The sequence below is a fragment of the Sphingobium agrisoli genome (genome assembly GCF_041877245.1).
In the GTDB taxonomy this organism is placed as follows: Bacteria; Pseudomonadota; Alphaproteobacteria; order Sphingomonadales; family Sphingomonadaceae; genus Sphingobium.
This window is the reverse complement of record NZ_JBHDJI010000013.1, coordinates 1-24443: the sequence shown is the minus strand read 5'-3', so window position 1 is coordinate 24443 and position 24443 is coordinate 1. Positions and strand designations below refer to the sequence as shown.

The window sequence follows — 24443 nt, the reverse complement described above, 5'->3', positions numbered from 1 at the left end:
CCATGCGATCGATACCCCTGCCCGATAGCCTGGTCGAAGCGACCAAGGCCGTCCCGCCCGTTGCTGTCACCGGCATCTCGCTTGCCGGCATCGGCCTCAGCGACTGGGTGCTGATCAGCACGCTGGTCTACACGGTGATGCAGGCTAGCTGGTTCGTGTGGGAGAAGCTCATCCGGCCCTGGCGCGCGGGGAGGGACGGCCGATGAGCACGCGCAGCGCGGTGGCGGCGGGCGGATCGGTCGCGATCGCGATCATCGCCGCGACGATCGGGCTCGAGGGCGGCCATGTGAACCACCCGAACGACCCGGGCGGCGAGACCAACAAGGGCATCACGAAGAAGGTGGCGGTGAAGCATGGCTATACCGGGCCGATGCGGACGATTCCCGACGCGGTGGTCTACAGCATCTATTACGAAAGCTATCTGAAGGCCCCGGGCTATGAGCCCTTGATCCCGCTCGATCCGGCGGTCACGCAGGAGCTGTTCGACACCAGCGTCAACATGGGCCCGGCGCGGCCGTCGCGCTTCTTCCAGCAGTCGCTCAACGAGATCTGCCCGGCTTTGAAGCTGAAGATCGATGGCAGGGTAGGGCCGGCGACGATCGCCGGCTTCGCGCGCTGTCAGCGCACCCTGCTGTGCCAGGCCATGCTGCCGCGCCTCGATGCCAAGCAGCTTGCCGAATATGGCCGGCTGATACGCGCGAACCCAAAGCTCGGCGTCTTCCGCAAGGGCTGGGTCAATCACCGGATCGGCAATGTCCCGCTGGAGAAATGCGCGTGAAGATTCCGCTTGGAAAAGTCGCGGCCTGGATCGCCCGCGCGTTGCTCAGCGCCATGGTGTCGGAGGCGGCCGATCGGCTGTCACGCCCTAAAAAAGTCGACGATCGCCGCGACCGCCGCAGCGGTCAACAGCAGCGCGACGCCGATCGCCTCGATCGCGAATAGCAGCCCCGGAGCCGGGGTATCGGGCGGGGTATCGCTGGGTCGGCGCATGGCTGGAACCTGGCACAATTCTGCGCCTTTCGCCAGACGCGTGACGGAGGGGTTGTCCGTCGTTATGACGGAGACTCTACCCGCATCAGCTGAGACGGGAAGGCTTGGGCCAACCCAAGAGCCCGATCCGTCGAGCCCGTCAGCCAGGCTTCATAGTCGTCCTCTGCCAAGATGACCGGCATTGCCTTGGGGTGTAGCGGGGCGACCAGGCTGTTCGGTTCACATGTCAGGAAGGCGAAGACCTCGCCGTCCTCGCTTGGTCGCCAGATGCCAGCGAACGCGGCCATGGGTCGATCGACGATGCTGAACCAATGTTCGGCCCGCCCACCGCCAATCACGGGTTCTGCAAAGCGCGAGAAGGGCACGAGGCAACGCTGCGCGGGGTTAGCCAGCATCGATCGCCAGAAGGGGCTGGCGAGATTGCGGACGTTCGTGACGTGCTTCTTGAGCTTCGTTCCCGGTCGCTTGCCCGGCACGGTCGTGGGCACGCCCCATTTCAGGATATCGAGAGCCGGCACCCCATCGACAGCGCGCACGACCGGAGCTTCGCGCTTCGGCCAGATATCGCCATCAACCTGCCGATCGGCGCGCAGTTTGAAGCCCGCATATTCCGCCCAGGTGCTGAGCTTGTCCGGGTCGGATCGATAATGGTTGCACATCGCGGCCGAGCCTAACGGCTGCTCCTGGCCGCGCAATCGGGAATTCCAGCATGGCACTGTCCAACGCCGCGGTGAAAGCCGCGCGGCCGCGCCCACGCGCCTACAAGATCTTCGACGATCGCGGGCTGTTCCTGTTCGTAAAGCCCAACGGCTTGCGGAGCTGGCGGCTGCGGTACCGGTTCGACGGGCGCGAGAAACTGCTGTGCCTGGGCCAGTGGCCGGACCTGCAGCTGGTCGATGCGCGGGCAAGCGCCGAAGAAGCGCGCGGCCTGGTCGCCATGGGCGTGGACCCTGCCGTGCAAAAGCGCAGGTCAACGGCCTTGCAAATCCGCACGTTTGAATCGGTCGCGCGCGCATGGCATGCACAGAGCCTCGAGCATTGGACCGAGCGCCATGCCCAGGACGTCCTCGACAGCCTGGTGCGCGACGTCTTTCCTGAACTTGGCCCGATACCGATCAGCGCGATCGGCGCGCCGGCGGTGCTGCAGGTTCTGCGCGACGTCGAGGCGCGGGGCTCGATCGAGACGGCGCGGCGTATTCGTCAACGGATCTCGGCCGTGTTCTGTTTCGCGATCGCCGAAGGCATGGTCGACCAGGATCCCGCCGCGGTCGTGGCGCGCGCGCTGCGGCCGACGCCGATCGCGCGCCGGCAGCCGGCGCTGACCGATATCGACGACGCGCGCGCGCTGCTCGCCGCGTGCGAGCGCGCCGGTGGTCCGCCGATCGTCCGCCTCGCATCGCGATTCCTTGCGCTGACGGCGGTCCGCATGGGCGCTTTGCTTGGCGCGCGATGGGAGGAATTCGAGCAGCTGGACGGCGACGCGCCCCTGTGGCGCATCCCGGCCGAGCGCATGAAGTTGAAGAAGGCGCGGAAGGCCGACCCGGCGAACGATCATATTGTGCCGCTCTGCCCGCAGGCGGTGGCGGCGCTACGCGATTTGTCCGAAAAATACGGTGTTCTTCGGACAAGCGTCGTCTTCCCCATGGCGCCGTCGGCGATCGGCGCGCTCTATAAGCGTGCTGGCTATGCCGGCCGACATGTGCCGCATGGCTGGCGCGCGTCCTTCTCGACCATCATGAACGAACGATTCCCGCTGGAGCGCGCGGCGATCGACCTGGCGCTGGCCCACGCGCCCGCAGACATGAGCAAGGTCGAGCGCGCCTATAATCGCGCCGAGATGCTCGATCAGCGCCGCAGCCTCTTCCTCCGCTGGGGAGAGCTGCTGATCACATGATTTAATGTGTTTCCTGCCGCGCCTGCCGCCGATCGGCGCCGGGAGCGGGGGTCAACGGGCGGCAACCCGATGAACCGACGAGACTGAGACTCGCCACGACACAGCTGGCCGACTGGCCGCCCCGCACCCGCGCATACGGGCAGGGGTCTTGTGAGTGAGAGCCTCAATGAAGTCAAACACCTGCGCGCCGATCGGCGCGGCCGGCGAAGATGCCGGCTACCTACTCGCGCCCGACAGCTTTGAAGCTATAGGATTTGGCAACGATCAATTCCGTGTCGAATTGATCGATCGCGTCGTGGCAAACGACATCATTCGCGCCAATCACTATAGCAAGCGCGTCTATGCCGCTTCTACTCTTCACATGGGCGTTTTCATCCGGCGAGCGCTTGTGGGAGTTCTACAGTACGGCTTCGCCATGAATCCGGCGAGCGCAGACAGCGTCGTCGCCGGCACGGCGATGTCCGAATATCTTGAACTAAACAGGATGTGGTTGGGCGCTGAAGCGCCGCGGAACAGCGAGAGCCGCGCTATTGCTTGCTCGATCCGTCTGATCCGGCGCATCCGGCCCGGCGTCAAGTGGATCCAATCATTTGCTGACGAACGATGCGGGTTATTCGGCACAGTCTATCAAGCCGCCGGGTTTACGTTTCACGGCGAGCACCTGGGAATATTCTGGGAATTGGACGGCGAGTTTTATCACAACTCGTTGGTGACTAATTCAAAGACGGCCCGGTCCCCTCGCGCCGCGCACATCCGCGCGAACCTTGATCGCGCGACCCGGCACAAGCTGCGCCAGTTCAGGTACCTTCGGTTCTTGAAGCCCCGCTTCGCGCGTGGGTGCCGATATCCGGTTTTGCCCTACCCAAAGCCGGATTATGGGCAAGAAGATTTCACTTCATCTTCACCAGATTGATGCATGAAGCGTCGACGCGGCCCGTCCAGAGGACGAACCCCTGACCAGGGGGTCTGAGGGCGGTGCGACCCCGCCGGGCCGCTCCAATGCTGCACCGCCTGTCAGCTTAGCGGACCCTTAGAATAGTGACGCCATCCCAACCTCTTGGCGCCCCTGGGAAGCCAAGCGGGGAGGCCAAAGCCTCCCCGCCCCCTACAGCGCGGTGAAGCGCCGTGGCTGTTGAATCTGCGTGTGGGGGTGCGTCGTAGTTCGCTACCAGCGCCTGCCGAAGGCAGTCCTTCTCCCTTTAAACCCCTGTGTGGGTAAACATCATGATTTCCAAACTCGCGCCTCTCCTGCGGCTTCGATGCGGTTGAGCGCCGCCTCCAGGGCGGCGTCGATCGGCTTTGCGGCCAACGAGGGGGCAGGGGGCTGCTGCTTGGCAGGGGCGGGGGTGGCGGCAGCGCGGCGGCGGCGCGCCTCGCGCAGGTTCAGGAATCGGGCCTTTACCGCCTTGCCGGCGTCGCCCAGGGCACGGCCGAGACGGCCGATATCGAAGTGATAAGCGTTGGTGGCCTGCTGCCGCTGCGGGCCGGCCTCGCCGACGTTGGTCGTCTTCTCGCTGCGGCGGACCCAGTCCAGGAAGCCATGTTCGCGCAGGCGCCTAAGCGCGTCGACCACGGCGTTCTTCGACAGGGCGGTGACCTTCATCAGCGCGGTGATCGCGGGGTCCAGCTGGCCGGTCTTGAAGTCCAGGAAGTTGCGGAGGAGTGCTTCCAGTACCCGAATGCCGTTCGCCATCAGCGGGCTGCGCTCGCCCTTCTTCTTGTGGATGACGTCATACTCCTTGGCGAGCCGGAGATAGTCGTCGGCCCAGGCATGGCCGCCGGCGATCGTGCCGTCGGCGATCGGGCGGAAGACATCCGCCTGTCGGCTGTCGACGTCGAAGCTGTGCCGCCAGACGGGGTCGGCGCCGCGGCGCTTGCCGCCGAGCTTGCCGCCGGCATCCCTGATCAGCTTACGTGCCTCCCGCGCGATGGCGCGGGCTTCGGACGCGGCGCTCATGCCCGCGCCTCCCGGCGCGCTACTTGCGCGGCGTCATCAGGACGGACGAAACGGGGGGAAAGCCGAGCAGCAACAGGTCGGCCCATTCCTGCGCGATCTCGCGCCGGCGCTTCATGTAGGCTGCACGGTTGTAGATCGGCTCGATGCCGGGCTGGCGGTGCGCCAGCATGAGGTCGATGACGACGCGATCGCCGGGACGTTCCTCCTTCATCGCGATCTCGTTCATGATCGTGGAGAAGGCGCTGCGCCATCCATGCGGCACATGCTGGCCGGCGAAGCCCGCGTTCCGATACAGCTTGGACACGGCTACGTCGGTGATGTGCTTGCGCGGGCTGTTCGGGCTGCAGAAGGCATATGGCGAATGCGCCGTCAGAAGGCGCAGCGTCGCCAGCAGCTCCACCGCCTGCCGGGCTAGCGGCACCGGATGCTCCATCAGGCTGTGCAGCTTCTCCTGAACCGTCAGCTTCATGCGCGCTGCCGGGATGATCCAGGTGGGTTCCTCGGGATCCAGATCCACCAGTTCGGTCCACGGCGTCGCCTGGACGACGCCGGGGCGCACCGCCGTCAGCGCTGTTAGGCGCGAGGCAAGCTTGGGGATCGGGTGCCCGGACGCATTCTCGATCTTCCACAGCATCGCACGCAGCTGCTCGATCTGCGTCAACGCCGGATGGCGTCTGAGCGGCGCGGTCTTCACCGGGATGGCATCCGCCGCCGGGTTTTCCAGCGCGTAGCCCATGCCCTTGGCATAGTCGAAAACCGAGGACAGGGTCGTGCGATATCGCCGCGCCATTTCCAGTGCGCCGCGCGCCTCGATCTTCTTGACCTGCTGCACGATCATCGGTCGCGTCACGGCCGTGATCGGAAGTCCGCCGATCGGCGCGAAGACTTCCCGTTCCAGCAGGTTCAGCGTCCGATCCGAATGTGACCGGCTCCACATGGCCGAGCGTTCGTGAAACCAAGCCCTCGCCACGATCTCTACGGTCGTTGCCGTTGCGGCGAGCGATGCCGCCTTGCGCTGATGCTTGTCGATCGCGGGATCGATGCCCCGCGCGAGCAATCGTCGCGCCTCGTCCCGCATCTCGCGGGCGTCCTTCAAGGATATGGCGGGGTAGGGGCCGAAGACGATCCGCTTTTTCTTGCCCAGATAGCTGTAGGCCAGCCGCCAGCTTTTGTAGCCCGCCTTGGTGACATAGAGATGCAGCCCAAGCGCGTCGGTCAGCTTGTAATCGGACTCGGCCGCCTTCGCCGTCCGGCACACGGCATCGGTCAGCACCCGATGACTCCCGCACCGCCGCGCGATGCCCCGCTGATGACTCCCCGAACCATGCGCTTAAATGGCAATCCGTGAGAAGCCTTGACAAGCTAAATCGGAGGGATGACCCGGGTAATGTTCGATTTTGAACATCTATGAGAAGCGATGGAAAGGGTGGGTGGTCGGGGAGACAGGATTCGAACCTGCGACATCCTGCTCCCAAAGCAGGCGCGCTACCAGACTGCGCTACTCCCCGGCGCTCGCGGGCCTTAGCGGGGCGACGGGCGATCCGTCAATCGCCATCCGCATAAAGCCCGAAAATGGAAAGGGCGGGCCGCGACCAGCGCGACCCGCCCTTCGAAAATCCCGCTTTCGCGAAGATTACATCGCGTTCGCGGCGTTGTTCGCGACGGCAGCAGCGTTGTCGGCCGCATTGGCGGCGTTCATTGCGTTGTCAGCAGCGTTCGTGGCGTTCTCGACGACGTTCTCGACGACGGCGTTCGAAGCGTTCGCGGTCTCGTTGGCCGGCTTCTCACCGCAAGCGGCGAGGGCCATCAGGCTGGCCGAAGCGAAAACAACAGCGATCTTCTTCATTGTGTACGGCTCCCATAGCATTATGCCGCGTCTGGCACGTTACAGAGTGGCCCTACGCGAGCGACCCGCATTAACGTGTGCGATGCACAAATCAATGCTTTTCTGCGTCGGTGAAGCGGCAGAATCACGCGACGGATCGTTGTCTACTATAAAAGTTCAGTTAGCGCTCAATGTTTCTGGCGCGTTCGCGACCAGCGACAAAGTGACGGCCCATGCGGCGACATTTTGCCGCAGCTGTTCGGGGTCCACCTTGTCCAGCGTGTCGTCGGGGGTGTGGTGGAGATCGAAATAGCGCGTGCCGTCCTGCTGGAGATCGATGACCGGCACGCCGGCCTTCACCAGCGGCGCGATGTCCGCCCCGCCACCGGCGTCCTGGGTGCCGGAACCGACGCCCAGCGGGGCGAGGCCCTGCCTGATGCGGGTCGCCAGCGCGTCATGGCCAGCGGGCAATTTGAAATCGACCCGCCAGACGCGGTCGGCGCCGAAATCCGATTCCAGCGCCAGCGCGTGCTTCTCCTTCCCGTGCGCGGCAAAATAGGCGCGCGCGCCATCGCCCCCCACTTCCTCCGCGCCGGCCATCAGCACGCGGATGGTGCGGCGCGGCTGACCCGCCTTTGCCACCTGAAGCGCCGAGGCCGCCGCGATCCCGCACCCGGTGGCATCGTCGATCGCGCCGGTCCCCTGGTCCCAGCTGTCGAGATGGCAGGCGGCGACGACCACCCCCGCTGCGGGATCGCTACCGGGGATTTCCGCGATGACATTGCCCGAAGGCTGGTCCTTCAGCATTTTGGAGGTGAGCGTCAGCGCCACCCGCACCGGCTGCCCGCGCTTCATTACCCGCGCGAGTTGCTCGGCGTCGGGCACCGAGAGCGCCGCCGCAGGGATCGGCTTTGCGCCTTCGGCCCACGTCTGCACGCCGGTATGCGCTACGCGATGATGGTCCGTGCCGATCGAGCGGATCAATATGGCGATCGCGCCCTTCTTCGACGCGATGCTCGGCCCCTGCCGCCGCGCCGCGCCGAAATAGCCGTAGGAGGAACCGTCCTGCGTCGCCGTCATGCCATGATCGACGAAGGCGATCTTGCCCTTCACCGCCGCTTCGGGTGCGGCCTCAAGATCGGCGATGCTCGGGAAATAGACGATTTCGCCTTCAAGTCCCTTTTCGCCGGTCGATCCGCTGTTGCCCAGCGCCGCCAGCACCAAATTCTGCGGGAAGGGCGAGAGGATGCGCGCTTCCTCGCGCCCGCGTACCCACACCGGCATCGTGTAGGGTTCGGCGCGCACATTGGCGAAGCCCAGCGCCTTCAGCCGCGCCACCGCCCAGTCGCGCGCGCGCGCCTCCTGCGGGGTGCCGGCGGGGCGGGGGCCGACCTCGGTCGTCAGCCCTTCGGTAAAGGCATAGGCGACGTTGTCCTGGAGCGCGGCGTCGCGAATCGCGGCAACGTCGCCGGACGCGGCGAGGGAGGGAAGGGGAGCGGAAAGGCCGCCGAGGAGGAGGGCGGCAAGCGGGGCTGAGCGGATTTTGTGCATGACTGACGGCTTACCCCCCGCGTCGCCATTTGCCAATGCGCTTGCCCTCGGCTAACTGCCGCGCAGCTACGTCATTTCCTCTCTTGGAGCCTTGCGCGAACCATGTCCGCATCCTCGCAATATGCCTACGTCATGAAGAACATGACGAAGAGCTTCCCCGGCGCGCAAAAGCCGGTGCTCGCCAACATCAATCTGCAATTCTACCGCGGCGCCAAGATCGGCATCGTCGGCCCCAACGGCGCGGGCAAGTCGACGCTTATGAAGATCATGGGCGGCATCGACACCGACTTCACCGGCGAAGCATGGCCGGGCGAGAATATCACGGTCGGCTACCTGCCACAGGAACCTCAGCTCGATCCCACCAAGACCGTGCTGGAAAACGTCAAGGACGGCGCGCGGGACATGGCGGACAAGCTGGACCGTTTCAACGAGATCAGCATGATCATGGCCGATCCGCCGGAGGACGCGGACTTCGATGCGTTGATGGAGGAGATGGGCACGCTTCAGGAGGCGATCGACGCCGCCGATGGGTGGACGCTCGACAATCAGCTTGAAATCGCAATGGAAGCGCTGCGCTGCCCGCCATCGGACTGGGCGGTCGAAAATCTGTCGGGCGGTGAAAAGCGCCGCATCGCGCTCACCCGCCTGCTGATCCAGAAACCCGACATCCTGCTGCTGGACGAACCCACCAACCATTTGGACGCCGAAAGCGTCACCTGGCTGGAAAATCACCTGAAGGAATATGCGGGCGCGGTGCTGATGATCACCCACGACCGCTATTTCCTCGACAATGTCGTGGGCTGGATCCTGGAGCTCGATCGCGGGAAATATTTCCCCTACGAAGGCAACTACTCCACCTATCTGGAGAAGAAGTCGCAGCGGCTGGAGCAGGAGGCACGCGAGGAATCGGGCCGGCAGAAGGCGATCAAGGACGAGCTGGAGTGGATCCGGCAGGGACCGAAGGGGCGCCAGACCAAGTCCAAGGCGCGTATCGCCAAGTTCGAGCAGCTTGTCGCTTCCCAGGAAAACCGCACGCCGGGCAAGGCGCAGATCGTCATTCAGGTGCCCGAGCGGCTGGGCGGGAAGGTGATCGAGGCGAAGAACATCTCGAAAGCCTATGGCGACAAGCTGCTGTTCGAGAATCTGTCCTTCATGCTGCCGCCCGGCGGCATCGTCGGCGTGATCGGGCCGAACGGCGCGGGCAAATCCACCCTGTTCAAGCTCATCACCGGACAGGAAACCCCGGATTCGGGCGAAATCGACATCGGTTCGACCGTGCGTCTGGGCTATGTCGACCAGAGCCGCGACCATCTGGACGCGTCAAAGAATGTCTGGGAGGAAGTTTCCGACGGGCTCGATTATGTCAAGGTCAACGGCCATGACATGTCGACGCGCGCCTATGTCGGGGCGTTCAACTTCAAGGGCCAGGACCAGCAGAAGAATGTCGGCAAGCTGTCCGGCGGCGAGCGCAACCGCGTCCACATCGCCAAGATGCTGAAGAAGGGCGGCAACGTTCTGCTGCTCGACGAACCGACCAACGACCTCGACGTGGAAACGCTGGCGGCGCTGGAGGAAGCCATCGAGAATTTTGCGGGCTGCGCCGTGGTTATCAGCCACGACCGCTTTTTCCTCGATCGTCTGGCCACGCATATCCTGGCGTTCGAGGGCGACAGCCATGTCGAATGGTTCGAAGGCAATTTCGAGATGTATGAGGAAGACAAGCGTCGCCGCCTGGGCGATGCGGCCGACCGTCCAACCCGCCTTGCCTACAAAAAATTGACGCGCTGAGCCTTTCCAGTGTGCGATTGCAATTTTTGCAACCGCGAAAAGCGATTCCGCACTTGCGATGGTGGCGCTACCATTCCATATGGGGAGGGCCTTTCAGGCGTCCTCTCCTAAAACTTCCGGGTCGGTCCTTTTGGATCGGCCCTTTTTTTGATTTGGCGGCGACTTAGCGGACCCGCTTGATCCAGGTCTGTCCGCCCTCGCGCACTTCGGTGATGAAGTTGGGGATCGCCGCGACCAGGTCCGACAATCGCTTATAGCCATAGTTGCGGACGTCGAAGCTCGACCGGTTGCCGACCCGCTGTCCGACTGGTCCCAGCGCCACGAACCCGCGTTCGTCGCGCTTCGCTTCGTCATAGGCGTCGATCAGCAGGCGAACGACTTCGGGATCGACGGTGTTTCCTGGCGCAGCGGACGTGGGCGATGGACTGGAACCTGCTTCGGCTTTGGCCGCAGGCGTTTTCGTTCGCGACCCGCTCGCCTTCTTCGCAGCCGGCACCTCGGCGGGCTTCAGCGCCGCAACGTCGATGAACCGGGTGCAGGCGCGGCGGAAACCCTCGGGCGTGTTGGCGTTGCCGAAACCGTAAACCGGAATGCCGTCCTGCCGCAGCCGAGTGACCAAAGGGGTGAAGTCGCTGTCGCTCGACATGAGGCCGAACCCGTCCACGCGCCCGCTGGTCAGCAGGTCCATGGCGTCGATCGTCATCTTCATGTCGGTGGCGTTCTTGCCCTTGGTCAGATCGAACTGCTGCTGCGGCTCGATCGCCTGCGCGACCGACAGAGCCGCCCAGGTCTTGAGCGTGGCCTTGCTCCAATTGCCGTAGGCGCGGCGGATATTCACCGTGCCCAACTCCGCCAGCACGGTCATCACCGGATCGAAATGCGCCGCCGACGCATTGTCCGCGTCGATGAGCAGGGCGATGTTGCCGCGGCCTTCCTGTCGTGCCGCCATGATGCCGCCTCCTTATATCTCAGGCGGGCGAAAACGTCCCGCGCGCTTCGTCCAGCAGGTGTAGCTGTCCGTCCGAAATGGCGAAGAAGCTGCCGACGAGCTTCAATTCGCCCGTCTTCTCCTTTTGCCGGACACAGGGGAAGGTGCGGAGGTTTGCTAGGCTGACCTTCACGCCTTCCTGCTCCATCGCCCGTTCGGCGTCGCGGCTGCGATCTTCACCATATTGGTCGATGACGATTTCGCGAGCCGGATCGAGCAGCCCGATCCAGTTGTGAACGAAACCGCCTTCACCCGGAGGCGCATCCTTGAGGTCGTGGCTGAGCGCCGCCTTGCAGCCGCCGCATTTGCCATGACCCATGACGACGATCTCGCCGACTTTCAGCACCTGGACTGCAAATTCCAGCGCCGCCGACACACCATGCAGGCCCGGCGTGGTCTCGAACGGCGGCACCAGCGCCGCGACATTCCGTACGACGAAGATTTCGCCGGGGCTGGTGTCGAATATCTGCGCCGGATCGACCCGGCTGTCGGAACAGGCGATCACCATGACGCGCGGGCTTTGCCCTTCGTTCAGCTCGTCCCAGCGTTCGCGTTGCTGCGCCCAGCCGGTGTCGCGGAAACGGCGGTAGCCTGCCAGCATGTCGGTAAAGTCGGTCATGGGTCGTCGCTCTGCCTCATCAACTCCGGGCTGGCAAGAGCCGCCGTGGATCGCTATCTGGAGGCCATGAACGACATCAGCCCGCTTCCCGTTCCCGCCAAGCCGGAACGCGCCCGCAAACCCGACTGGATTCGCGTCAAGGCGCCGACCAGCCCCGGCTATCATGAGACGCGAAAGCTCATGCGGGAAAAGGGGCTGGCGACGGTCTGCGAGGAAGCCGCTTGTCCCAATATCGGCGAATGCTGGACCAAGAAGCACGCCACGGTCATGATCCTGGGCGACGTGTGCACCCGCGCCTGCGCCTTCTGCAACGTCAAGACCGGGATGCCACGAAAGGTTGATGTCAACGAGCCGCAGAATCTGGCGGACGCATCGGCGGAGATGGGCCTTGAACATATCGTCATCACCTCGGTCGACCGCGACGACTTGCCCGATGGCGGCGCGTCGCAGTTCGTCAAGGTGATCGAGGCGCTGCGCCGCACGACGCCGCAGACGACGATCGAAATCCTGACCCCCGACTTCCGCAACAAGCACGAACGCGCCGTCGAGATGATCGTCGCCGCCCGGCCGGACGTCTATAACCACAATCTCGAAACCGTTCCGCGCCTCTATCCCACCATCCGTCCCGGCGCGCGCTATTATGCCTCGCTGCGGCTGCTGGAGACGGTGAAGAAGCTTGATCCGTCGATCTTCACAAAGTCGGGCATCATGCTGGGCCTAGGCGAAGAGCGGCTGGAGGTGCATCAGGTGATGGACGACATGCGCTCGGCCGACATCGATTTCCTGACCATGGGCCAATATCTTCAGCCGACGCCAAAGCACGCCAAGGTGATGGAGTTCGTGACCCCGGCAGCCTTCACCGCCTATGCGGGGATTGCGCGGGCCAAGGGCTTCCTTCAGGTCGCGTCCAGCCCGCTCACCCGGTCGAGCTATCATGCCGGCAAGGACTTTGCCGAAATGCGCGCCGCCCGCGAAGCGCAGCTCGCCAAGGCGGCGGCGAAGGTCTGACGCAGCGATGCCAAAGCATAACGAAACCCGCCATCTTCCCTACAGCCCGGCGCAGATGTTCGATCTGGTGGCGGACGTTGCCGCCTATCCCGAATTCCTGCCCTGGGTGAGCGCAATCCGCGTCCGCTCCGACAGCGAGACCGAGATGGTCGCCGACATGATCGTGGGCTTCAAGGGGATCAGCGAGAGCTTCACCTCGCGCGTCCACAAGGAACGGCCGCGGCATGTGCGGGTCGATTATCTCGATGGACCGCTCAAGCATCTCCACAATGAATGGGAGTTTCGCGACGACGGGCAGGGCGGGGTGCTGGTCGATTTCGAGGTCGAGTTCACGTTCAAGAATCGCATCTTCGAAATGCTCGCCGGCCAGTTTTTCGACAAGGCGCTTCGCAAGATGATCGGCGCGTTCGAAGCACGCGCGGCTGCGCTCTACGCCCCCTCGGGCAATAGCAGTTCGAGCGCGCACAGCGCCGCCTGAAGCCGCACGCCGCCCCTGCCATTATTTTCGAAATGGCGCATGTCGGCCACGACCTTGTCCGCCGCCGCCCCGCGCTCGGCCCGAGCGAACACGACCGTTCCGACCGGCTTCTGCTCGCTCCCGCCGCCCGGCCCGGCGATGCCGGTGATGGCGACCGCGACATTGGCATGGCTTTTCTTAAGCGCTCCCTGCGCCATCGCCCATGCGGTCGCGATAGAGACCGCGCCGAATGTTTCCAGCACGTCCTGGGATACTTTGAGAAGCTCAGCCTTCATATCGTTGGAATAGGTGACGAAACCGGCCTCGAACACGTCGGATGATCCGGCGATCTCTGTAAGCGCCGCCGACACCAGACCGCCGGTGCAGCTTTCCGCCACCGCCACGGTCCGTCCCGCGCGCCGGTTGGCGATGATGACCTTCTGGGCGAGTTCGACCAGCGGGTCGGGCAGGATGGTATCGGGCATGGGCCTCAGGATAGCGCGGGGAGGGAGAGGGTGGCAACCGCCTGCGCCGCGATTCCCTCGCGCCGCCCGGCAAAGCCCAGCCGCTCGGTTGTCGTCGCTTTGACGCTCACACGATCGACCGGCACCGCCAATATCCCAGCGATTCGGGCGCGCATCGCGTCCCGGTGCGGGCCGATCTTGGGGGCTTCGCAGATGATGGTGAGGTCGACATGCTCGATCCTTCCGTCCCGCGCCGCCACGCGGTCGCCCGCATAGGCCAGAAACTTGTCGGACGACGCGCCGCGCCATTGCGGATCGGTCGGTGGGAAATGGCTGCCGATGTCGCCTTCCGCCAGCGCGCCCAGGATCGCGTCCACGACAGCGTGTAGCGCCACATCGGCGTCGCTATGGCCGGCCAGCCCCCGGTCGTGCGGGATCAGCAGCCCGCCCAGCCATAATAACTCGTTCTCGGCCAGTCGATGCACGTCATAGCCCAAGCCGACCCGCGTCACGCGCGGCATCATCGCTTCGGCCCGCGCGAAATCCTGCGGGTAGGTTACTTTCTCAAGCCTTTCATCGCCCCGCACCAGCATGACGTCATGACCCCATCCACGCAGGATTTGCGCGTCGTCGGTCGCTTCTCGGGCTTCATCCCAGCTGCGATGCGCGGCCAGGATCGTGCCGAAGCGGAATGCCTGTGGGGTCTGTACCCGATGCAGCGCGCCACGATCCACGCCGTCGCCCATCACCCCGTCCGCACCGCGCACCAGCGTGTCGGCGACCGGCAGGGCAGGGATCGCACCCTCGCCCGTCTCCAGCGCGGCCAGAAGCCGGTCGATCACCGCGGCAGGCAAGAACGGCCGCGCCGCATCATGGATCAGCACGATGTCCGCACCGCCGGCCGTCGCGATCGCTTCCAGCCCCGCGCGCACCGATCCGCGCCGGCTGTCTGCCCCGATGATGAAGGAGGCCACCGCCCGGTCGCCCAGCAACGCGCGCGCCTCCGTCTCCTGTCCGTGGCCCAGCACGATATGGATAGCCTCCACAGCCGGATGCGCGGCTAGCCCGTCATGCGCGTGGGCCAGCACTGCTTTCCCAGCGATCTTGCGGAACTGCTTGGCCGTGTCGCCACCCGCCCGGCTGCCTTGTCCGGCGGCGACGATCAGCGCGATGATCTTGGGATGCGATGCCATGCGGCGCGCATAGCGCCTCACAGGCCGCACCGAAAGGGGCCGTGTCTTGCCCCCTCGTCCGATTTCGGCTAAGCGCTGCCTGTTTTTTAGGCAGTATCATAGTCCACCCATGCGCACCCTCTCCCCCATCGCCATCGGTCCCGTCACCATCGACATGCCGGTCGTGCTCGCCCCGATGACCGGCGTCACCGACATGCCCTTCCGCACGCTCGTGCGCCGCTATGGCTCCGGCCTCAACGTGACCGAGATGATCGCGTCGGCGGCAATGATCCGCGAGACGCGTCAGTCGTTGCAGAAGGCCGCCTGGCATCCGTTGGAGGAACCGGTCTCGATGCAGCTTGCCGGCTGCTCGCCGACCGAAATGGCAGAAGCCGCGAAGCTCAACGCCGATCGCGGCGCGGCGATCATCGACATCAACATGGGCTGCCCAGTGAAGAAGGTGGTCAATGGCGACGCCGGCAGCGCGCTGATGCGCGACCTGCCGCTCGCCGCCTCGCTCATCAAGGCGACGGTTGAGGCGGTGGATGTGCCCGTGACCGTCAAGATGCGGATGGGCTGGGATCACTCCAGCCTCAACGCCCCCGAACTCGCGCATATCGCAGAGGATCTGGGCGCGAAACTCATTACCGTTCATGGCCGCACACGCTGCCAGATGTACAAGGGTTCCGCCGACTGGGCCTTCGTCCGCAAGGTCAAGGATGCGGTGAAGCTGCCCGTCATCGTCAATGGCGACATCTGTTCGATCGAGGACGCCGAGACCGCGCTCGACCAGAGCGGCGCGGACGGCGTCATGATCGGGCGTGGCGCCTATGGCCGGCCCTGGCTCATCGGGCAGGTCATGGCCTGGCTGACCGACGGCACGCGCATCGCCGATCCCAGCCTAGAGGAACAATATCGCGTGATCATAGAGCATTATCACGCGATGCTGGATCACTATGACAGGCACACCGGCGTCAATATGGCGCGCAAGCATATCGGCTGGTACACCAAGGGGCTGCCCGGCTCGGCCGAGTTCCGCAACGCCGTCAATCAGCAGCCGGAGGCCGATGTCGTGCTCGACATGCTCGCCCGCTTCTACGAGCCGCTGATCGCCGGCGGCGCCAGCGCGGCGGAGCTGCGCAGGGCGGCATGACGAGCGCACTGACGTCCGCGCCGCCGTTGCGGATGGCGCAGGACGGCCCGACGCTCGGCGAACAAATGACGGCGCTGCCCGTCGCCACGCTGCTGGTGCGGCCCGACAACAGCATCGCCGATGCCAATGTCCGGGCCGAAACCCTTCTGAACATGGCCCGTTCCGCGATCGTCGGCAGCGACATCGCCCGCACGATCCGCATCGCCGAAGCTGGCGCACGCTTCGACATCTGGCACAGCAACAAGGCGGTCGCGGCCTATGATATCAAGGTCCATGCCGGCCGCATGGCCGAGACAGAGGTCGACCTGATGATCGCGCCGATCGGCGATCATGATGGCTGGCGCGTCGTCTCGCTCCATGCCCAGAGCCAGGCGCGCAAGATCGGGCATCGCGGCACGGCGGGCGGGGCGCGCTCCGCCATGGGTGCGGCGGCGATCCTGGCGCATGAGATCAAGAACCCGCTGTCGGGCATACGCGGGGCGGCGCAACTGCTCGAATCGAGCCAGGGGGGGCGCGACGCCGCGCTGACCCAGCTCATCTGCAACGAGGTCGATCGCATCGCCGCGCTCATCGACCGGATGCAGGATTTCACCACCGATCGCACGCTGGAATGCGCGCCGGGCAACATCTATCCGCTGATCGACCGTGCCGCCGGTATCGCCGCCGCCGGTTTTGCAAGAAACGTTCGTATCATAAAGCATTATGACCCGTCCCTGCCATTCGCCAACATCAACGACGATGCGCTGGTGCAGGTGATGATCAACCTGCTGAAGAACGCCGCCGAGGCGCTGGAGAATGTCGAAAAGCCCCGCATCCGCGTCGAAACCGCCTTTCGCCACGGCGTGTCGGTTGTCGTCGGCGGCGGCAAGGGCAGTGCCGTGCTGCCGATCGAAATCCTCGTCATCGATAACGGCCCCGGCGTGCCCGAACATATTCTCGACCATCTTTTCAACCCCTTCATCACCGCCAAGCGCGACGGGCAGGGGCTTGGCCTCGCCCTGGTGGACAAGCTGGTGCGGGACATGAGCGGCTTCGTTCAATATTCGCGCGATGCCGAATCGGGGGAATCCACCTTCCGCGTGCTGCTGCCGATGGGGATCGCTTGATGCCCCAGACCGGCGCGATCCTGGTGGTGGACGATGATCCCGCCATCTGCGTGGTGGTGGGCGAAGCGCTGCGGCGACAGGGGCACAAGGTCAAGACCGCAGCCTCGATCCGTGAGCGCACCGCGCTGATGCAGAGTTTCGCGCCCGATATCCTCATCACCGACGTCATGCTGCCGGACGGCGATGGCCTAGATGGCGTGGCAGAGATCATCGCCGATCGCCCCGACCTCAACGTCATCATCCTTTCTGCGCAGAACACGCTCAACACCGCGATCCGCGCGACGGAGAAGGGCGCGTTCGAATATCTGCCCAAGCCCTTCGACCTCAATGAACTCACCCGCGCAGTCGCCGATGCGCTGGGCACCCGGCAGAGCGCGCAGGCGGAGGAGGGCGAACCGGGCATCCCGCATGATGGCCTGCCGCTCGTCGGCCGATCGCCGGCAATGCAGGAAGTCTATCGGACCATCGCCCGCGTCCTGTCCAACGACCTGTCGATCCTGGTGCTGGGCGAATCGGGGACGGGCAAGGAGCTGGTGGCCGAAGCGATCCACAGCCTGGGCCAGCGGCGCACCAAGCCTTTCGTCGCGATCAACATGGCGGCGATCCCGCGCGAACTGATCGAGGCGGAACTGTTCGGCTACGAGAAGGGCGCCTTCACCGGCGCGCACGCGCGCACCGCCGGCAAGTTCGAGCAGGCGCAGGGCGGGACGCTGTTCCTCGACGAGATCGGCGACATGCCGATGGAGGCGCAGACCCGCCTGCTGCGCGTGCTTCAGTCGGGTGAGGTGACGACGGTGGGCGGGTCCAAGCCCGTTCGCGTTAATGTCCGCATCATCGCCGCCACCAACAAGGATCTGCCGATCCTGATCGAGGACGGGCGCTTCCGGCAGGATCTCTATTATCGCCTCAATGTCGTTCCCATCGCCCTGCCGGCGCTGCGCGAACGGCGGGAGGATGTGATCCTGCTCGCCCGCCACTTCCTGGAGCGCGCCGCGCAGGAGGGACTGCCGCGCAAGACCCTGTCCGATGAGGCGGCGCAACTGCTGATGGCCTGGCACTGGCCCGGAAATGTCCGCGAGCTTCAGAACATGATGCAGCGTCTTTCGGTACTGACGCGCGAAAATGTGATCACCGCCGACATGCTGCGGAACATGCTGCCCTTCGACGCCGTGCCTGCCGACCATGCCGCGCCCGCCGACCAGCTTGTCCACGCCGTCCGTGATTGGGCGCGGCGGCAGCTCGGCATTGGTCTTGCCCAGCCGCACCGCGCGTTGCACGACGACCTGCTTGCCGTCATCGAACCGGTGCTGCTGCAGGAAGTGCTGGCGAGCGTCGATGGCAACCAGATTCGCGCCGCCGCTTTGCTCGGTATCAATCGCAACACGCTGCGCAAGAAGCTGACCGACTACGGCCTCGATCCCTTGGCGCTGCGGATGAATGACAACGCCTGACAGGGCATTGCACCCGACGAACCGATCATCCCGCTCGACCAACGCCATGCATTGCAGGCAAAAACTGTGTTTGAGCGGGCACGGCATTGTTGTAACTAAGCCACTATGAGCGGTGCGACCTCTATTCCCCGGCGGACACCGGCATGGCGAAGGCGCCTGCCGGCATTCCTGCGCGGCGGCCGGCTCGCGGCGTTGGTGGAGGCGGTGACGCTTGCGATTTTCGTCGGCATGGCGGCGCTCACCTACCGTTTGCTTTCGGGCAGCGGCGAATCCTATACGCTGCTCACACCGCCGATCGTCGCGCTCCTGCTGGTTGCCAATCTCGTTCCCGCCATCGCCCTGCTGGTGCTGCTTGGCCGGCGCGTGGCGAAGCGGCGCGCGGCCCAGTCGGCGATCGGCAGCGACGGGCAGCTTCATGTTCGCCTCGTCGCCATCTTCTCGATAGTCGCCAGCGTGCCGATGCTGCTGGTGGTGATCTTCGCATCGCTGCTGTTCCAATATGGCGTGCAATTCTGGTTTTCGGACAGCGCGCGCGGGATGCTCCAGAATGCAGGCGATCTGGCGCGCGGCTATTATGAGCAGAATTTGCGGGAGGTCAGCGACGAAACCGTCACTATGGCGAATGACTTGCGCGATTATCTGCGCGAATCGCCGGTTTCCAGCCCCCGCTTCGCCGAGGGCTACATCTATCAGGTGGTGACGCGAAAGCTGAACCGGTCGGCGATCATCGAAGTAGGCAAGGACGGCATCGCCCGCACCGCCGCCACCGTCGATCCTGAGAATCGCCCCGCCGTCGAAATGCTCTGGCCCGAAGCGGTCCAGCGCCTCTCCAAGGGCGAGAATATCGTCGTGCGCGTCCGCCCCAATCAGGTGGAGGCGGTGACTTTGCTCTACCCCAGCAGCAAGGTCTATCTCTACGCCACGCGAAACGCCGTCACGACCTCCTTCTCTAACGTCGAGCGGGCGCAGAAGGTCATCGCCGATTATGACCAGTTCGCGGCGCAGTCCCGCGCGCTTCAGTTGCGTTTCAACATGGCGTTGTTCGTCGGCTCGCTGCTGCTGGTCGGTATAGCCGTCTATATCGCGCTCGCCGTCGCCGACTGGATGGTCCGCCCGGTCAATGAACTGGTGACCGCCGCGCGCCGCATCACCGCCGGCGATCTTTCCGCGCGCGTCAGCAGCCCGCAGGCGCGCGACGAGATCGGCACGCTCGCGTCGGCCTTCAACCGCATGACCCAGCGGCTCGAAGCGCAGACCGGCGCGCTGGTCGCCGCCAACAGCCAGCTCGACGAGCGCCGCGCTTTCATCGAGGCGATCCTATCGGGCGTCACGGCTGGCGTGCTTTCCGTCGACCAGAAGGGCGTGATCCAGTTGCTCAATTCCTCCGCGGCGGCGATCCTGGCGGAAGAAGGGGACGATCCGGTCGGCCGCCCGCTCGCCGACCTGTCCTCGGAACTGGCCGACTATGTCGCATCGGAAGAGGATGCCGGCATCGTTCAGGTGCGCGCGCATGGCGACCTGCGCACCCTGGCCGTCAAGCTGTCGCGCGACGTGTCGGGCCATATCCTGACCTTCGACGACATCACCCAGCAACTCAGCGACCAGCGCCGCGCCGCCTGGTCGGATGTCGCCCGCCGCATCGCGCATGAGATCAAGAACCCGCTCACCCCGATCCAGCTCGCCGCAGAACGGCTCCAGCGCCGCTATGCCGAGGAGATCACCAGCGACAAGGCGACCTTTTCCCGCCTTACAGGCACTATCGTGCGACAGGTGGGCGACTTGCGCCGCATCGTCGACGAATTCTCCTCCTTCGCCCGGATGCCCAAGCCCGTGTTTCGGCGCGAGGCGATCGGCGACATCGCTCGGCACGCGCTGTTCCTGCATGAGGTCGCGCATCCCGCGATTCGCTTCGAATATCATACCGACCTTCCTGATCTTGAAATGGTATGCGACCGGCGGCAACTGGGGCAGGCGCTCACCAACATCGTCAAGAATGCAGTGGAAGCGATTGAACCCAAACCCATTCCTGACGAAGGCGGGCCGCGCGGGCGCGTAGTCATGACGCTGGCGCAGAGCGGAGACGACATCGCCATCCGGGTGCAGGATGACGGCGTCGGCCTGCCACCCGAGCGCGACCGCATCCTGGAACCCTATATGACGACACGGGCGAAGGGCACGGGTCTGGGCCTCGCTATCGTCAAGAAGATCGTTGAGGAGCATCTAGGGGAAATCCGCTTCGACGATGCGCCCGGTGGCGGCGCGTGTGTGACGCTGCGTTTTCCCGTGGGGGCGCTGGATAAACTGGAAGAGGGGCAGGTGATTGCCCTGCCCAAAGGAAAAGTGACGGCCAATGGCGCTTGATATTCTGATAGTCGACGATGAAGAGGACATCCGCGATCTGGTGGCGGGTGTGCTGGAGGATGAAGGCTTCGCCACCCGCACCGCCGCGAACAGCGACAGCGCGATCGACGCGCTGGACGCGCGCCGCCCTTCGCTCGTGCTTCTGGACGTGTGGCTTCAGGGCTCGAAACTGGACGGTCTCGAACTGCTGGACGAGATCAAGCGGCGCGACGCCTCCATCCCCGTCCTGATGATCTCCGGCCACGGCAATATCGACACCGCTGTCGCTGCGATCCGCAAGGGCGCGGCCGACTTCATCGAAAAGCCGTTCGAGGCCGACCGGCTGCTCCACCTCGTCAGCCGCGCGACCGAGACCGAGCGGCTGCGGCGCGAGAACCAGGTGCTGCGCGCGCGCTTCGGTCAGGACGACGAATTGACCGGCACGTCCGCCGCGATCAACGGTGTCCGCGCCACGATCAAGAAGGTCGCCGGCACCGGCAGCCGTGTGCTCATCTCTGGCCCGGCCGGGGTGGGCAAGGAAATCGCGGCGCGAATGCTCCACAGCTGGAGCGGCCGCGCGGATTCACCCTTCATCATCGTCGCTGCCGCGCGCATGGACCCCGACCGGGTCGAGGAGGAGCTGTTCGGTATCGAAGACCCGAGCGGCCTGGTGCGGCCCGGTTTCCTCGAACAGGCGCATGGCGGTACGCTCTATCTGGACGAAATCGCCGACATGCCGCTGACGACGCAGGGCAAGATCTTGCGCGTCCTCACCGACCAGAGCTTCACCCGTGTCGGTGGCCAGCGGCAGGTGAAGGTCGATGTGCGAGTCATCTCCTCGACTGCGCTCAACCTGGCGCAGGAAATCGAGGAGCGCCGGTTCCGCGAGGATCTCTTCTACCGCCTCAACGTCGTGCCGCTTGCCATCCCGCCCCTGTCGGAACGGCGCGACGATATTCCGCCCTTGGTCGAACATTATCTCGCCCGCTTCGCCGCCGACCGCCGCGTCGCCCCGCCCGAAATCGCGAGCGACGCCATGGCCGCGCTTCAGGCCAATGAATGGCCCGGCAATGTCCGGCAGCTGCGCAACGTCATCGAACGCACGATGATCCTGGCGCCCGGCGACCGGATCGGCCGGATCGAGCTCGACATGCTGCCGGCAGAACTCACCAGCGGCGGCGGCGGGGAGGGGATCGGCCAGTCAGCCATCATGGGCGCCCCCCTGCGCGAGGCGCGCGAGAGCTTCGAGCGCGAATATCTCCGTATCCAAATCCGGCGCTTTTCCGGCAACATATCTCGCACCGCAACCTTCATCGGCATGGAGCGATCCGCGCTGCACCGCAAATTGAAGCTGCTGGGGATCACCGACGGAAAGGAATAAGGGGCCGCAGGGAAATCTCGCCGCATCGCGTCTAGGGCATGGACGGCCCTTCGCAATTGCGGTAGAAATGAAACAGCCCCCGGTACGCGGGGGCGGGCAAGATGCCCTGCTTAAGGGTGCGAGAGCGGGTAACGTCCCGCCAACAATAGGACTGGCGACGACCATGGCCGATAAAGTGAACAATCTTCAGGACATTTTCCTGAACAGCCTGCGCAAGAGCAAGACCCCGGTGACCATGTTCTTGGTCAAGGGCGTGAAGCTTCAGGGCATCATCACCTGGTTCGACAATTTCTCCGTGCTGCTCCGCCGCGACGGTCAGTCGCAGCTGGTCTACAAGCACGCCATCTCCACCGTCATGCCGGCGCAGCCGATGGACCTGACCGACCTTCGGAAGGCCAGCGACGGCAACCCGAAATCCAAGCTGCTTCAGGAAATCTTCCTTTCCGCCGTCCGCAAATCGGGCAGCCCGGTGACGATGTTCCTGGTAAACGGCGTGATGCTCCAGGGCGAAATTGCGGCCTTCGACCTGTTCTGCATGCTGCTGGAGCGCGACGGCATGGTACAGCTGGTCTACAAGCACGCCATCTCGACCGTCCAGCCGCTCCATTCGCTCGACCTCAGCGGCGAGAATGAGCAGGACGACTAATCTGCGTGGCGCGCCGGGCTACTAAGCGTGGACCGGCGCGCGCTCTGATGCTTTAAGCCTGCATGGCTATTTTCAACCGCGACTCCGACGATGAAGTGGCGCGCGGCGCGCGCGCCGTCGTCGTCCATGCCGAGACTCACAATAGCGACCGGCGCGACAGCGACGCCCGGCTGGAGGAGGCGCGCGGCCTCGCGCTCGCGATCGGCATTGACGTGCGCGCGGCGCAGGCCTTTCGCGTGCGCGACCGCAAGCCTGCGACCCTGTTCGGCAGCGGCCAGGTCGATCAGATTGCGACCCTCGCCCGGCAGGAAGAGGCCGAACTCATCATCGTCGACAACAGCCTCTCGCCCGTCCAGCAGAGCAATCTGGAAAAGGCGACGGAGGCCAAGGTCATCGACCGCACCGGCCTGATCCTTGAAATCTTTGGCGAGCGCGCCGCCACCAATGAAGGCCGGCTTCAGGTCGAACTGGCGCATCTCGATTATCAGGCCGGGCGCCTGGTGCGCAGCTGGACTCACCTTGAGCGGCAGCGCGGCGGCTTCGGCTTCCTCGGCGGCCCCGGCGAAACGCAGATTGAGGCGGACCGCCGCATGATCCGCGATCGCATGGCGAAGATCCGCCGCGAGTTGGAGCAGGTGACGCGCACGCGCGGCCTTCACCGCGCCCGCCGCCAACGCGCGCCGTGGCCGGTGATCGCGCTGGTGGGTTATACCAACGCCGGAAAATCCACGCTTTTCAACCGCATGACCGGCGCTGACGTCATGGCGGAAGACCTGCTCTTTGCCACGCTCGACCCGACCATGCGGCAGATCGCGCTGCCTGGCCTCGACAAGGCGATCCTGAGCGACACGGTCGGCTTCGTGTCCGACCTGCCGACCCAGCTCATCGCCGCCTTCCGCGCGACACTGGAGGAGGTGCTCTCCGCCGACCTCATCGTCCATGTCCGCGACATCGCCCACCCCGATACCGACGCCCAGCGCGACGACGTGCTCGACGTGCTCGGCGAACTTAATGTCGTGGGCGAAGCGGCGGGGGAGGACGCACCCCCGATTATCGAGGCGTGGAACAAGCTCGACCTGCTGGACGAGGACGCCCGCGCGCTCGCCCGTGAGACCGCCGCCCGCCGGGACGATGTCGTCATCCTCTCGGCGCTGACAGGGGAGGGGGTGGACACACTTCAGCGCGCCATCAGCGACCGCATGACGCGCGGCGCGAAAGTCTATGGCCTGCGTATTCCCTTGTCCGACGGCGCGGCGCTCGCCTGGCTCCACGAGCATGGCGAAGTCCTCTCCGCCGATGTCGAGGGCGAGGAACAGCGCGTCGAAGCCCGCCTCTCCGACGCCGCCTTTGCGCGCTTTGCCAAGCGCGAACGATAGTTTAAGCGGTTGCTGCTGCTGGCGGGCATTACTCGGGTTTTACGCAATAGCCGCCCTGTGATGTCCATCGACCTCCAGCATCTAGGCACGCATCCATGATGGCTTGCCCCCTTGCCCACCAGCCCAACGCAGTTCCCGCCAAGACACACGACGCCAAAGCGGCTGCAACGAGACGTGTTTGAAAAGGCGCCATTGTTTTTATACTAAGGTGCGTTGAGGCTGACTCACGCGGGGGATTCCCAAGCTCGTGAAAATCTGATTCGACGTAGCAGGCACG

General features: G+C 64.8%; 24 protein-coding genes and 1 tRNA gene. 14 read left to right on the top strand and 11 right to left on the bottom strand.

What is annotated here, in order from left to right; all coding sequences use genetic code 11:
* Positions 1-2 precede the first annotated feature (2 nt).
* On the top strand, positions 3-206 hold the full coding sequence (locus ACETPF_RS17825) for a phage holin family protein (protein ID WP_373935949.1): 204 nt from the start codon (positions 3-5) through the stop codon (positions 204-206).
* On the top strand, positions 203-778 hold the full coding sequence (locus tag ACETPF_RS17820; protein ID WP_373935948.1) for a glycoside hydrolase family 108 protein: 576 nt from the start codon (positions 203-205) through the stop codon (positions 776-778). The genes ACETPF_RS17825 and ACETPF_RS17820 overlap by 4 nt, the downstream gene beginning before the upstream one ends.
* An 80-nt stretch (positions 779-858) precedes the next feature.
* On the opposite strand, the gene ACETPF_RS17815 is transcribed toward ACETPF_RS17820, so the two are convergent.
* Together ACETPF_RS17815 and ACETPF_RS17810 are read right to left on the bottom strand one after the other, a co-directional pair.
* Positions 859-990 (bottom strand): hypothetical protein, encoded by a 132-nt coding sequence (locus ACETPF_RS17815; protein ID WP_373935947.1) that lies wholly within the window; start codon positions 988-990, stop codon positions 859-861.
* A gap of 62 nt (positions 991-1052) precedes the next feature.
* Positions 1053-1685, bottom strand: a complete 633-nt coding sequence (locus tag ACETPF_RS17810) for an SOS response-associated peptidase family protein (RefSeq protein WP_373935946.1) — start codon at positions 1683-1685, stop codon at positions 1053-1055.
* A gap of 14 nt (positions 1686-1699) precedes the next feature.
* On the opposite strand from ACETPF_RS17810, the gene ACETPF_RS17805 reads away from it, so the two are divergent.
* Both ACETPF_RS17805 and ACETPF_RS17800 read left to right on the top strand, forming a co-directional pair.
* Positions 1700-2884, top strand: a complete 1185-nt coding sequence (locus tag ACETPF_RS17805; protein ID WP_373935945.1) for a tyrosine-type recombinase/integrase — start codon at positions 1700-1702, stop codon at positions 2882-2884.
* A 166-nt stretch (positions 2885-3050) separates the two neighbouring features.
* Positions 3051-3797, top strand: coding sequence for a Mom family adenine methylcarbamoylation protein (locus ACETPF_RS17800; protein WP_373935944.1), 747 nt, complete (start codon positions 3051-3053; stop codon positions 3795-3797).
* A gap of 309 nt (positions 3798-4106) precedes the next feature.
* Here the strand turns inward: ACETPF_RS17800 and ACETPF_RS17795 are convergent, their stop codons facing one another.
* From ACETPF_RS17795 to ACETPF_RS17775, 5 genes are all read right to left on the bottom strand, one after another.
* Positions 4107-4841: a hypothetical protein gene (locus ACETPF_RS17795; RefSeq protein ID WP_373935943.1), complete on the bottom strand. Its 735-nt coding sequence runs from the start codon at positions 4839-4841 to the stop codon at positions 4107-4109.
* Positions 4842-4860: 19 nt separating this feature from the next.
* Positions 4861-6114: a tyrosine-type recombinase/integrase gene (locus ACETPF_RS17790; RefSeq protein WP_373935942.1), complete on the bottom strand. Its 1254-nt coding sequence runs from the start codon at positions 6112-6114 to the stop codon at positions 4861-4863.
* Positions 6115-6272: 158 nt separating this feature from the next.
* Positions 6273-6349 (bottom strand) — tRNA-Pro (locus ACETPF_RS17785).
* 125 nt (positions 6350-6474) lie between these two features.
* Positions 6475-6687, bottom strand: coding sequence for a hypothetical protein (locus ACETPF_RS17780; protein ID WP_373935941.1), 213 nt, complete (start codon positions 6685-6687; stop codon positions 6475-6477).
* A gap of 156 nt (positions 6688-6843) precedes the next feature.
* The gene (locus ACETPF_RS17775) at positions 6844-8217 is read right to left on the bottom strand and encodes a M28 family peptidase (RefSeq protein WP_373935940.1); all 1374 of its coding nucleotides are present in this window, start codon (positions 8215-8217) and stop codon (positions 6844-6846) included.
* 102 nt (positions 8218-8319) lie between these two features.
* On the opposite strand from ACETPF_RS17775, the gene ettA reads away from it, so the two are divergent.
* On the top strand, positions 8320-10005 hold the full coding sequence (ettA, locus tag ACETPF_RS17770; RefSeq protein ID WP_373935939.1) for an energy-dependent translational throttle protein EttA: 1686 nt from the start codon (positions 8320-8322) through the stop codon (positions 10003-10005).
* 163 nt (positions 10006-10168) lie between these two features.
* Here ettA and ACETPF_RS17765 read toward each other — a convergent pair whose 3' ends face one another.
* Together ACETPF_RS17765 and ACETPF_RS17760 are read right to left on the bottom strand one after the other, a co-directional pair.
* Positions 10169-10954 carry an NYN domain-containing protein gene (locus ACETPF_RS17765; protein ID WP_373935938.1) on the bottom strand — a complete coding sequence of 262 codons (786 nt, stop codon included), beginning with the start codon at positions 10952-10954 and terminating at the stop codon, positions 10169-10171.
* A gap of 19 nt (positions 10955-10973) precedes the next feature.
* Positions 10974-11612: a carbonic anhydrase gene (locus ACETPF_RS17760; protein ID WP_373935937.1), complete on the bottom strand. Its 639-nt coding sequence runs from the start codon at positions 11610-11612 to the stop codon at positions 10974-10976.
* A gap of 66 nt (positions 11613-11678) precedes the next feature.
* Here ACETPF_RS17760 and lipA point away from each other — a divergent pair, with 66 nt between their 5' ends.
* Together lipA and ACETPF_RS17750 are read left to right on the top strand one after the other, a co-directional pair.
* On the top strand, positions 11679-12620 hold the full coding sequence (lipA, locus tag ACETPF_RS17755) for a lipoyl synthase (RefSeq protein WP_373936054.1): 942 nt from the start codon (positions 11679-11681) through the stop codon (positions 12618-12620).
* A gap of 7 nt (positions 12621-12627) precedes the next feature.
* Positions 12628-13098 (top strand): type II toxin-antitoxin system RatA family toxin, encoded by a 471-nt coding sequence (locus ACETPF_RS17750; protein WP_373935936.1) that lies wholly within the window; start codon positions 12628-12630, stop codon positions 13096-13098.
* Here ACETPF_RS17750 and ACETPF_RS17745 read toward each other — a convergent pair.
* Both ACETPF_RS17745 and ACETPF_RS17740 read right to left on the bottom strand, forming a co-directional pair.
* Entirely contained in the window at positions 13050-13562 is a 513-nt protein-coding gene (locus tag ACETPF_RS17745) for a CinA family protein (RefSeq protein WP_373935935.1), read from the bottom strand. The genes ACETPF_RS17750 and ACETPF_RS17745 overlap by 49 nt on opposite strands.
* Positions 13563-13567: 5 nt before the next feature.
* Positions 13568-14734, bottom strand: a complete 1167-nt coding sequence (locus tag ACETPF_RS17740; RefSeq protein ID WP_373935934.1) for a bifunctional 2-C-methyl-D-erythritol 4-phosphate cytidylyltransferase/2-C-methyl-D-erythritol 2,4-cyclodiphosphate synthase — start codon at positions 14732-14734, stop codon at positions 13568-13570.
* Between the two features lie 109 nt (positions 14735-14843).
* Here ACETPF_RS17740 and dusB point away from each other — a divergent pair, with 109 nt between their 5' ends.
* From dusB to hflX, 7 genes are all read left to right on the top strand, one after another.
* On the top strand, positions 14844-15866 hold the full coding sequence (gene dusB, locus ACETPF_RS17735; RefSeq protein ID WP_373935933.1) for a tRNA dihydrouridine synthase DusB: 1023 nt from the start codon (positions 14844-14846) through the stop codon (positions 15864-15866).
* Positions 15863-16972 carry a two-component system sensor histidine kinase NtrB gene (locus ACETPF_RS17730; RefSeq protein ID WP_373935932.1) on the top strand — a complete coding sequence of 370 codons (1110 nt, stop codon included), beginning with the start codon at positions 15863-15865 and terminating at the stop codon, positions 16970-16972. The genes dusB and ACETPF_RS17730 overlap by 4 nt, the downstream gene beginning before the upstream one ends.
* Positions 16972-18423: a nitrogen regulation protein NR(I) gene (gene ntrC, locus ACETPF_RS17725; RefSeq protein WP_373935931.1), complete on the top strand. Its 1452-nt coding sequence runs from the start codon at positions 16972-16974 to the stop codon at positions 18421-18423. The genes ACETPF_RS17730 and ntrC overlap by 1 nt, the downstream gene beginning before the upstream one ends.
* 105 nt (positions 18424-18528) lie before the next feature.
* Positions 18529-20784 (top strand): sensor histidine kinase, encoded by a 2256-nt coding sequence (locus ACETPF_RS17720; RefSeq protein ID WP_373935930.1) that lies wholly within the window; start codon positions 18529-18531, stop codon positions 20782-20784.
* Positions 20774-22144 carry a nitrogen assimilation response regulator NtrX gene (gene ntrX, locus ACETPF_RS17715; protein ID WP_373935929.1) on the top strand — a complete coding sequence of 457 codons (1371 nt, stop codon included), beginning with the start codon at positions 20774-20776 and terminating at the stop codon, positions 22142-22144. Before ACETPF_RS17720 ends, ntrX begins: the two co-directional genes overlap by 11 nt.
* Before the next feature lie 163 nt (positions 22145-22307).
* On the top strand, positions 22308-22790 hold the full coding sequence (hfq, locus tag ACETPF_RS17710; protein ID WP_373935928.1) for an RNA chaperone Hfq: 483 nt from the start codon (positions 22308-22310) through the stop codon (positions 22788-22790).
* Positions 22791-22852: 62 nt separating this feature from the next.
* Positions 22853-24166 (top strand): GTPase HflX, encoded by a 1314-nt coding sequence (gene hflX / locus ACETPF_RS17705; protein WP_373935927.1) that lies wholly within the window; start codon positions 22853-22855, stop codon positions 24164-24166.
* Positions 24167-24443: the final 277 nt, after the last annotated feature.

What these genes read in the sequence shown, in the direction of transcription:
- ACETPF_RS17825 (WP_373935949.1), top strand. Translation starts at nt 3, where the DNA reads ATGCGATCGATACCCCTGCCCGATAGCCTGGTCGAAGCGACCAAGGCC.
- ACETPF_RS17820 (WP_373935948.1), top strand. Translation starts at nt 203, where the DNA reads ATGAGCACGCGCAGCGCGGTGGCGGCGGGCGGATCGGTCGCGATCGCG.
- ACETPF_RS17815 (WP_373935947.1), bottom strand. Translation starts at nt 990, where the DNA reads ATGCGCCGACCCAGCGATACCCCGCCCGATACCCCGGCTCCGGGGCTG.
- ACETPF_RS17805 (WP_373935945.1), top strand. Translation starts at nt 1,700, where the DNA reads ATGGCACTGTCCAACGCCGCGGTGAAAGCCGCGCGGCCGCGCCCACGC.
- ACETPF_RS17800 (WP_373935944.1), top strand. Translation starts at nt 3,051, where the DNA reads ATGAAGTCAAACACCTGCGCGCCGATCGGCGCGGCCGGCGAAGATGCC.
- ACETPF_RS17795 (WP_373935943.1), bottom strand. Translation starts at nt 4,841, where the DNA reads ATGAGCGCCGCGTCCGAAGCCCGCGCCATCGCGCGGGAGGCACGTAAG.
- ACETPF_RS17780 (WP_373935941.1), bottom strand. Translation starts at nt 6,687, where the DNA reads ATGAAGAAGATCGCTGTTGTTTTCGCTTCGGCCAGCCTGATGGCCCTC.
- ACETPF_RS17775 (WP_373935940.1), bottom strand. Translation starts at nt 8,217, where the DNA reads ATGCACAAAATCCGCTCAGCCCCGCTTGCCGCCCTCCTCCTCGGCGGC.
- ettA (WP_373935939.1), top strand. Translation starts at nt 8,320, where the DNA reads ATGTCCGCATCCTCGCAATATGCCTACGTCATGAAGAACATGACGAAG.
- ACETPF_RS17765 (WP_373935938.1), bottom strand. Translation starts at nt 10,954, where the DNA reads ATGGCGGCACGACAGGAAGGCCGCGGCAACATCGCCCTGCTCATCGAC.
- ACETPF_RS17760 (WP_373935937.1), bottom strand. Translation starts at nt 11,612, where the DNA reads ATGACCGACTTTACCGACATGCTGGCAGGCTACCGCCGTTTCCGCGAC.
- lipA (WP_373936054.1), top strand. Translation starts at nt 11,679, where the DNA reads ATGAACGACATCAGCCCGCTTCCCGTTCCCGCCAAGCCGGAACGCGCC.
- ACETPF_RS17750 (WP_373935936.1), top strand. Translation starts at nt 12,628, where the DNA reads ATGCCAAAGCATAACGAAACCCGCCATCTTCCCTACAGCCCGGCGCAG.
- ACETPF_RS17745 (WP_373935935.1), bottom strand. Translation starts at nt 13,562, where the DNA reads ATGCCCGATACCATCCTGCCCGACCCGCTGGTCGAACTCGCCCAGAAG.
- ACETPF_RS17740 (WP_373935934.1), bottom strand. Translation starts at nt 14,734, where the DNA reads ATGGCATCGCATCCCAAGATCATCGCGCTGATCGTCGCCGCCGGACAA.
- dusB (WP_373935933.1), top strand. Translation starts at nt 14,844, where the DNA reads ATGCGCACCCTCTCCCCCATCGCCATCGGTCCCGTCACCATCGACATG.
- ACETPF_RS17730 (WP_373935932.1), top strand. Translation starts at nt 15,863, where the DNA reads ATGACGAGCGCACTGACGTCCGCGCCGCCGTTGCGGATGGCGCAGGAC.
- ntrC (WP_373935931.1), top strand. Translation starts at nt 16,972, where the DNA reads ATGCCCCAGACCGGCGCGATCCTGGTGGTGGACGATGATCCCGCCATC.
- ACETPF_RS17720 (WP_373935930.1), top strand. Translation starts at nt 18,529, where the DNA reads ATGAGCGGTGCGACCTCTATTCCCCGGCGGACACCGGCATGGCGAAGG.
- ntrX (WP_373935929.1), top strand. Translation starts at nt 20,774, where the DNA reads ATGGCGCTTGATATTCTGATAGTCGACGATGAAGAGGACATCCGCGAT.
- hfq (WP_373935928.1), top strand. Translation starts at nt 22,308, where the DNA reads ATGGCCGATAAAGTGAACAATCTTCAGGACATTTTCCTGAACAGCCTG.
- hflX (WP_373935927.1), top strand. Translation starts at nt 22,853, where the DNA reads ATGGCTATTTTCAACCGCGACTCCGACGATGAAGTGGCGCGCGGCGCG.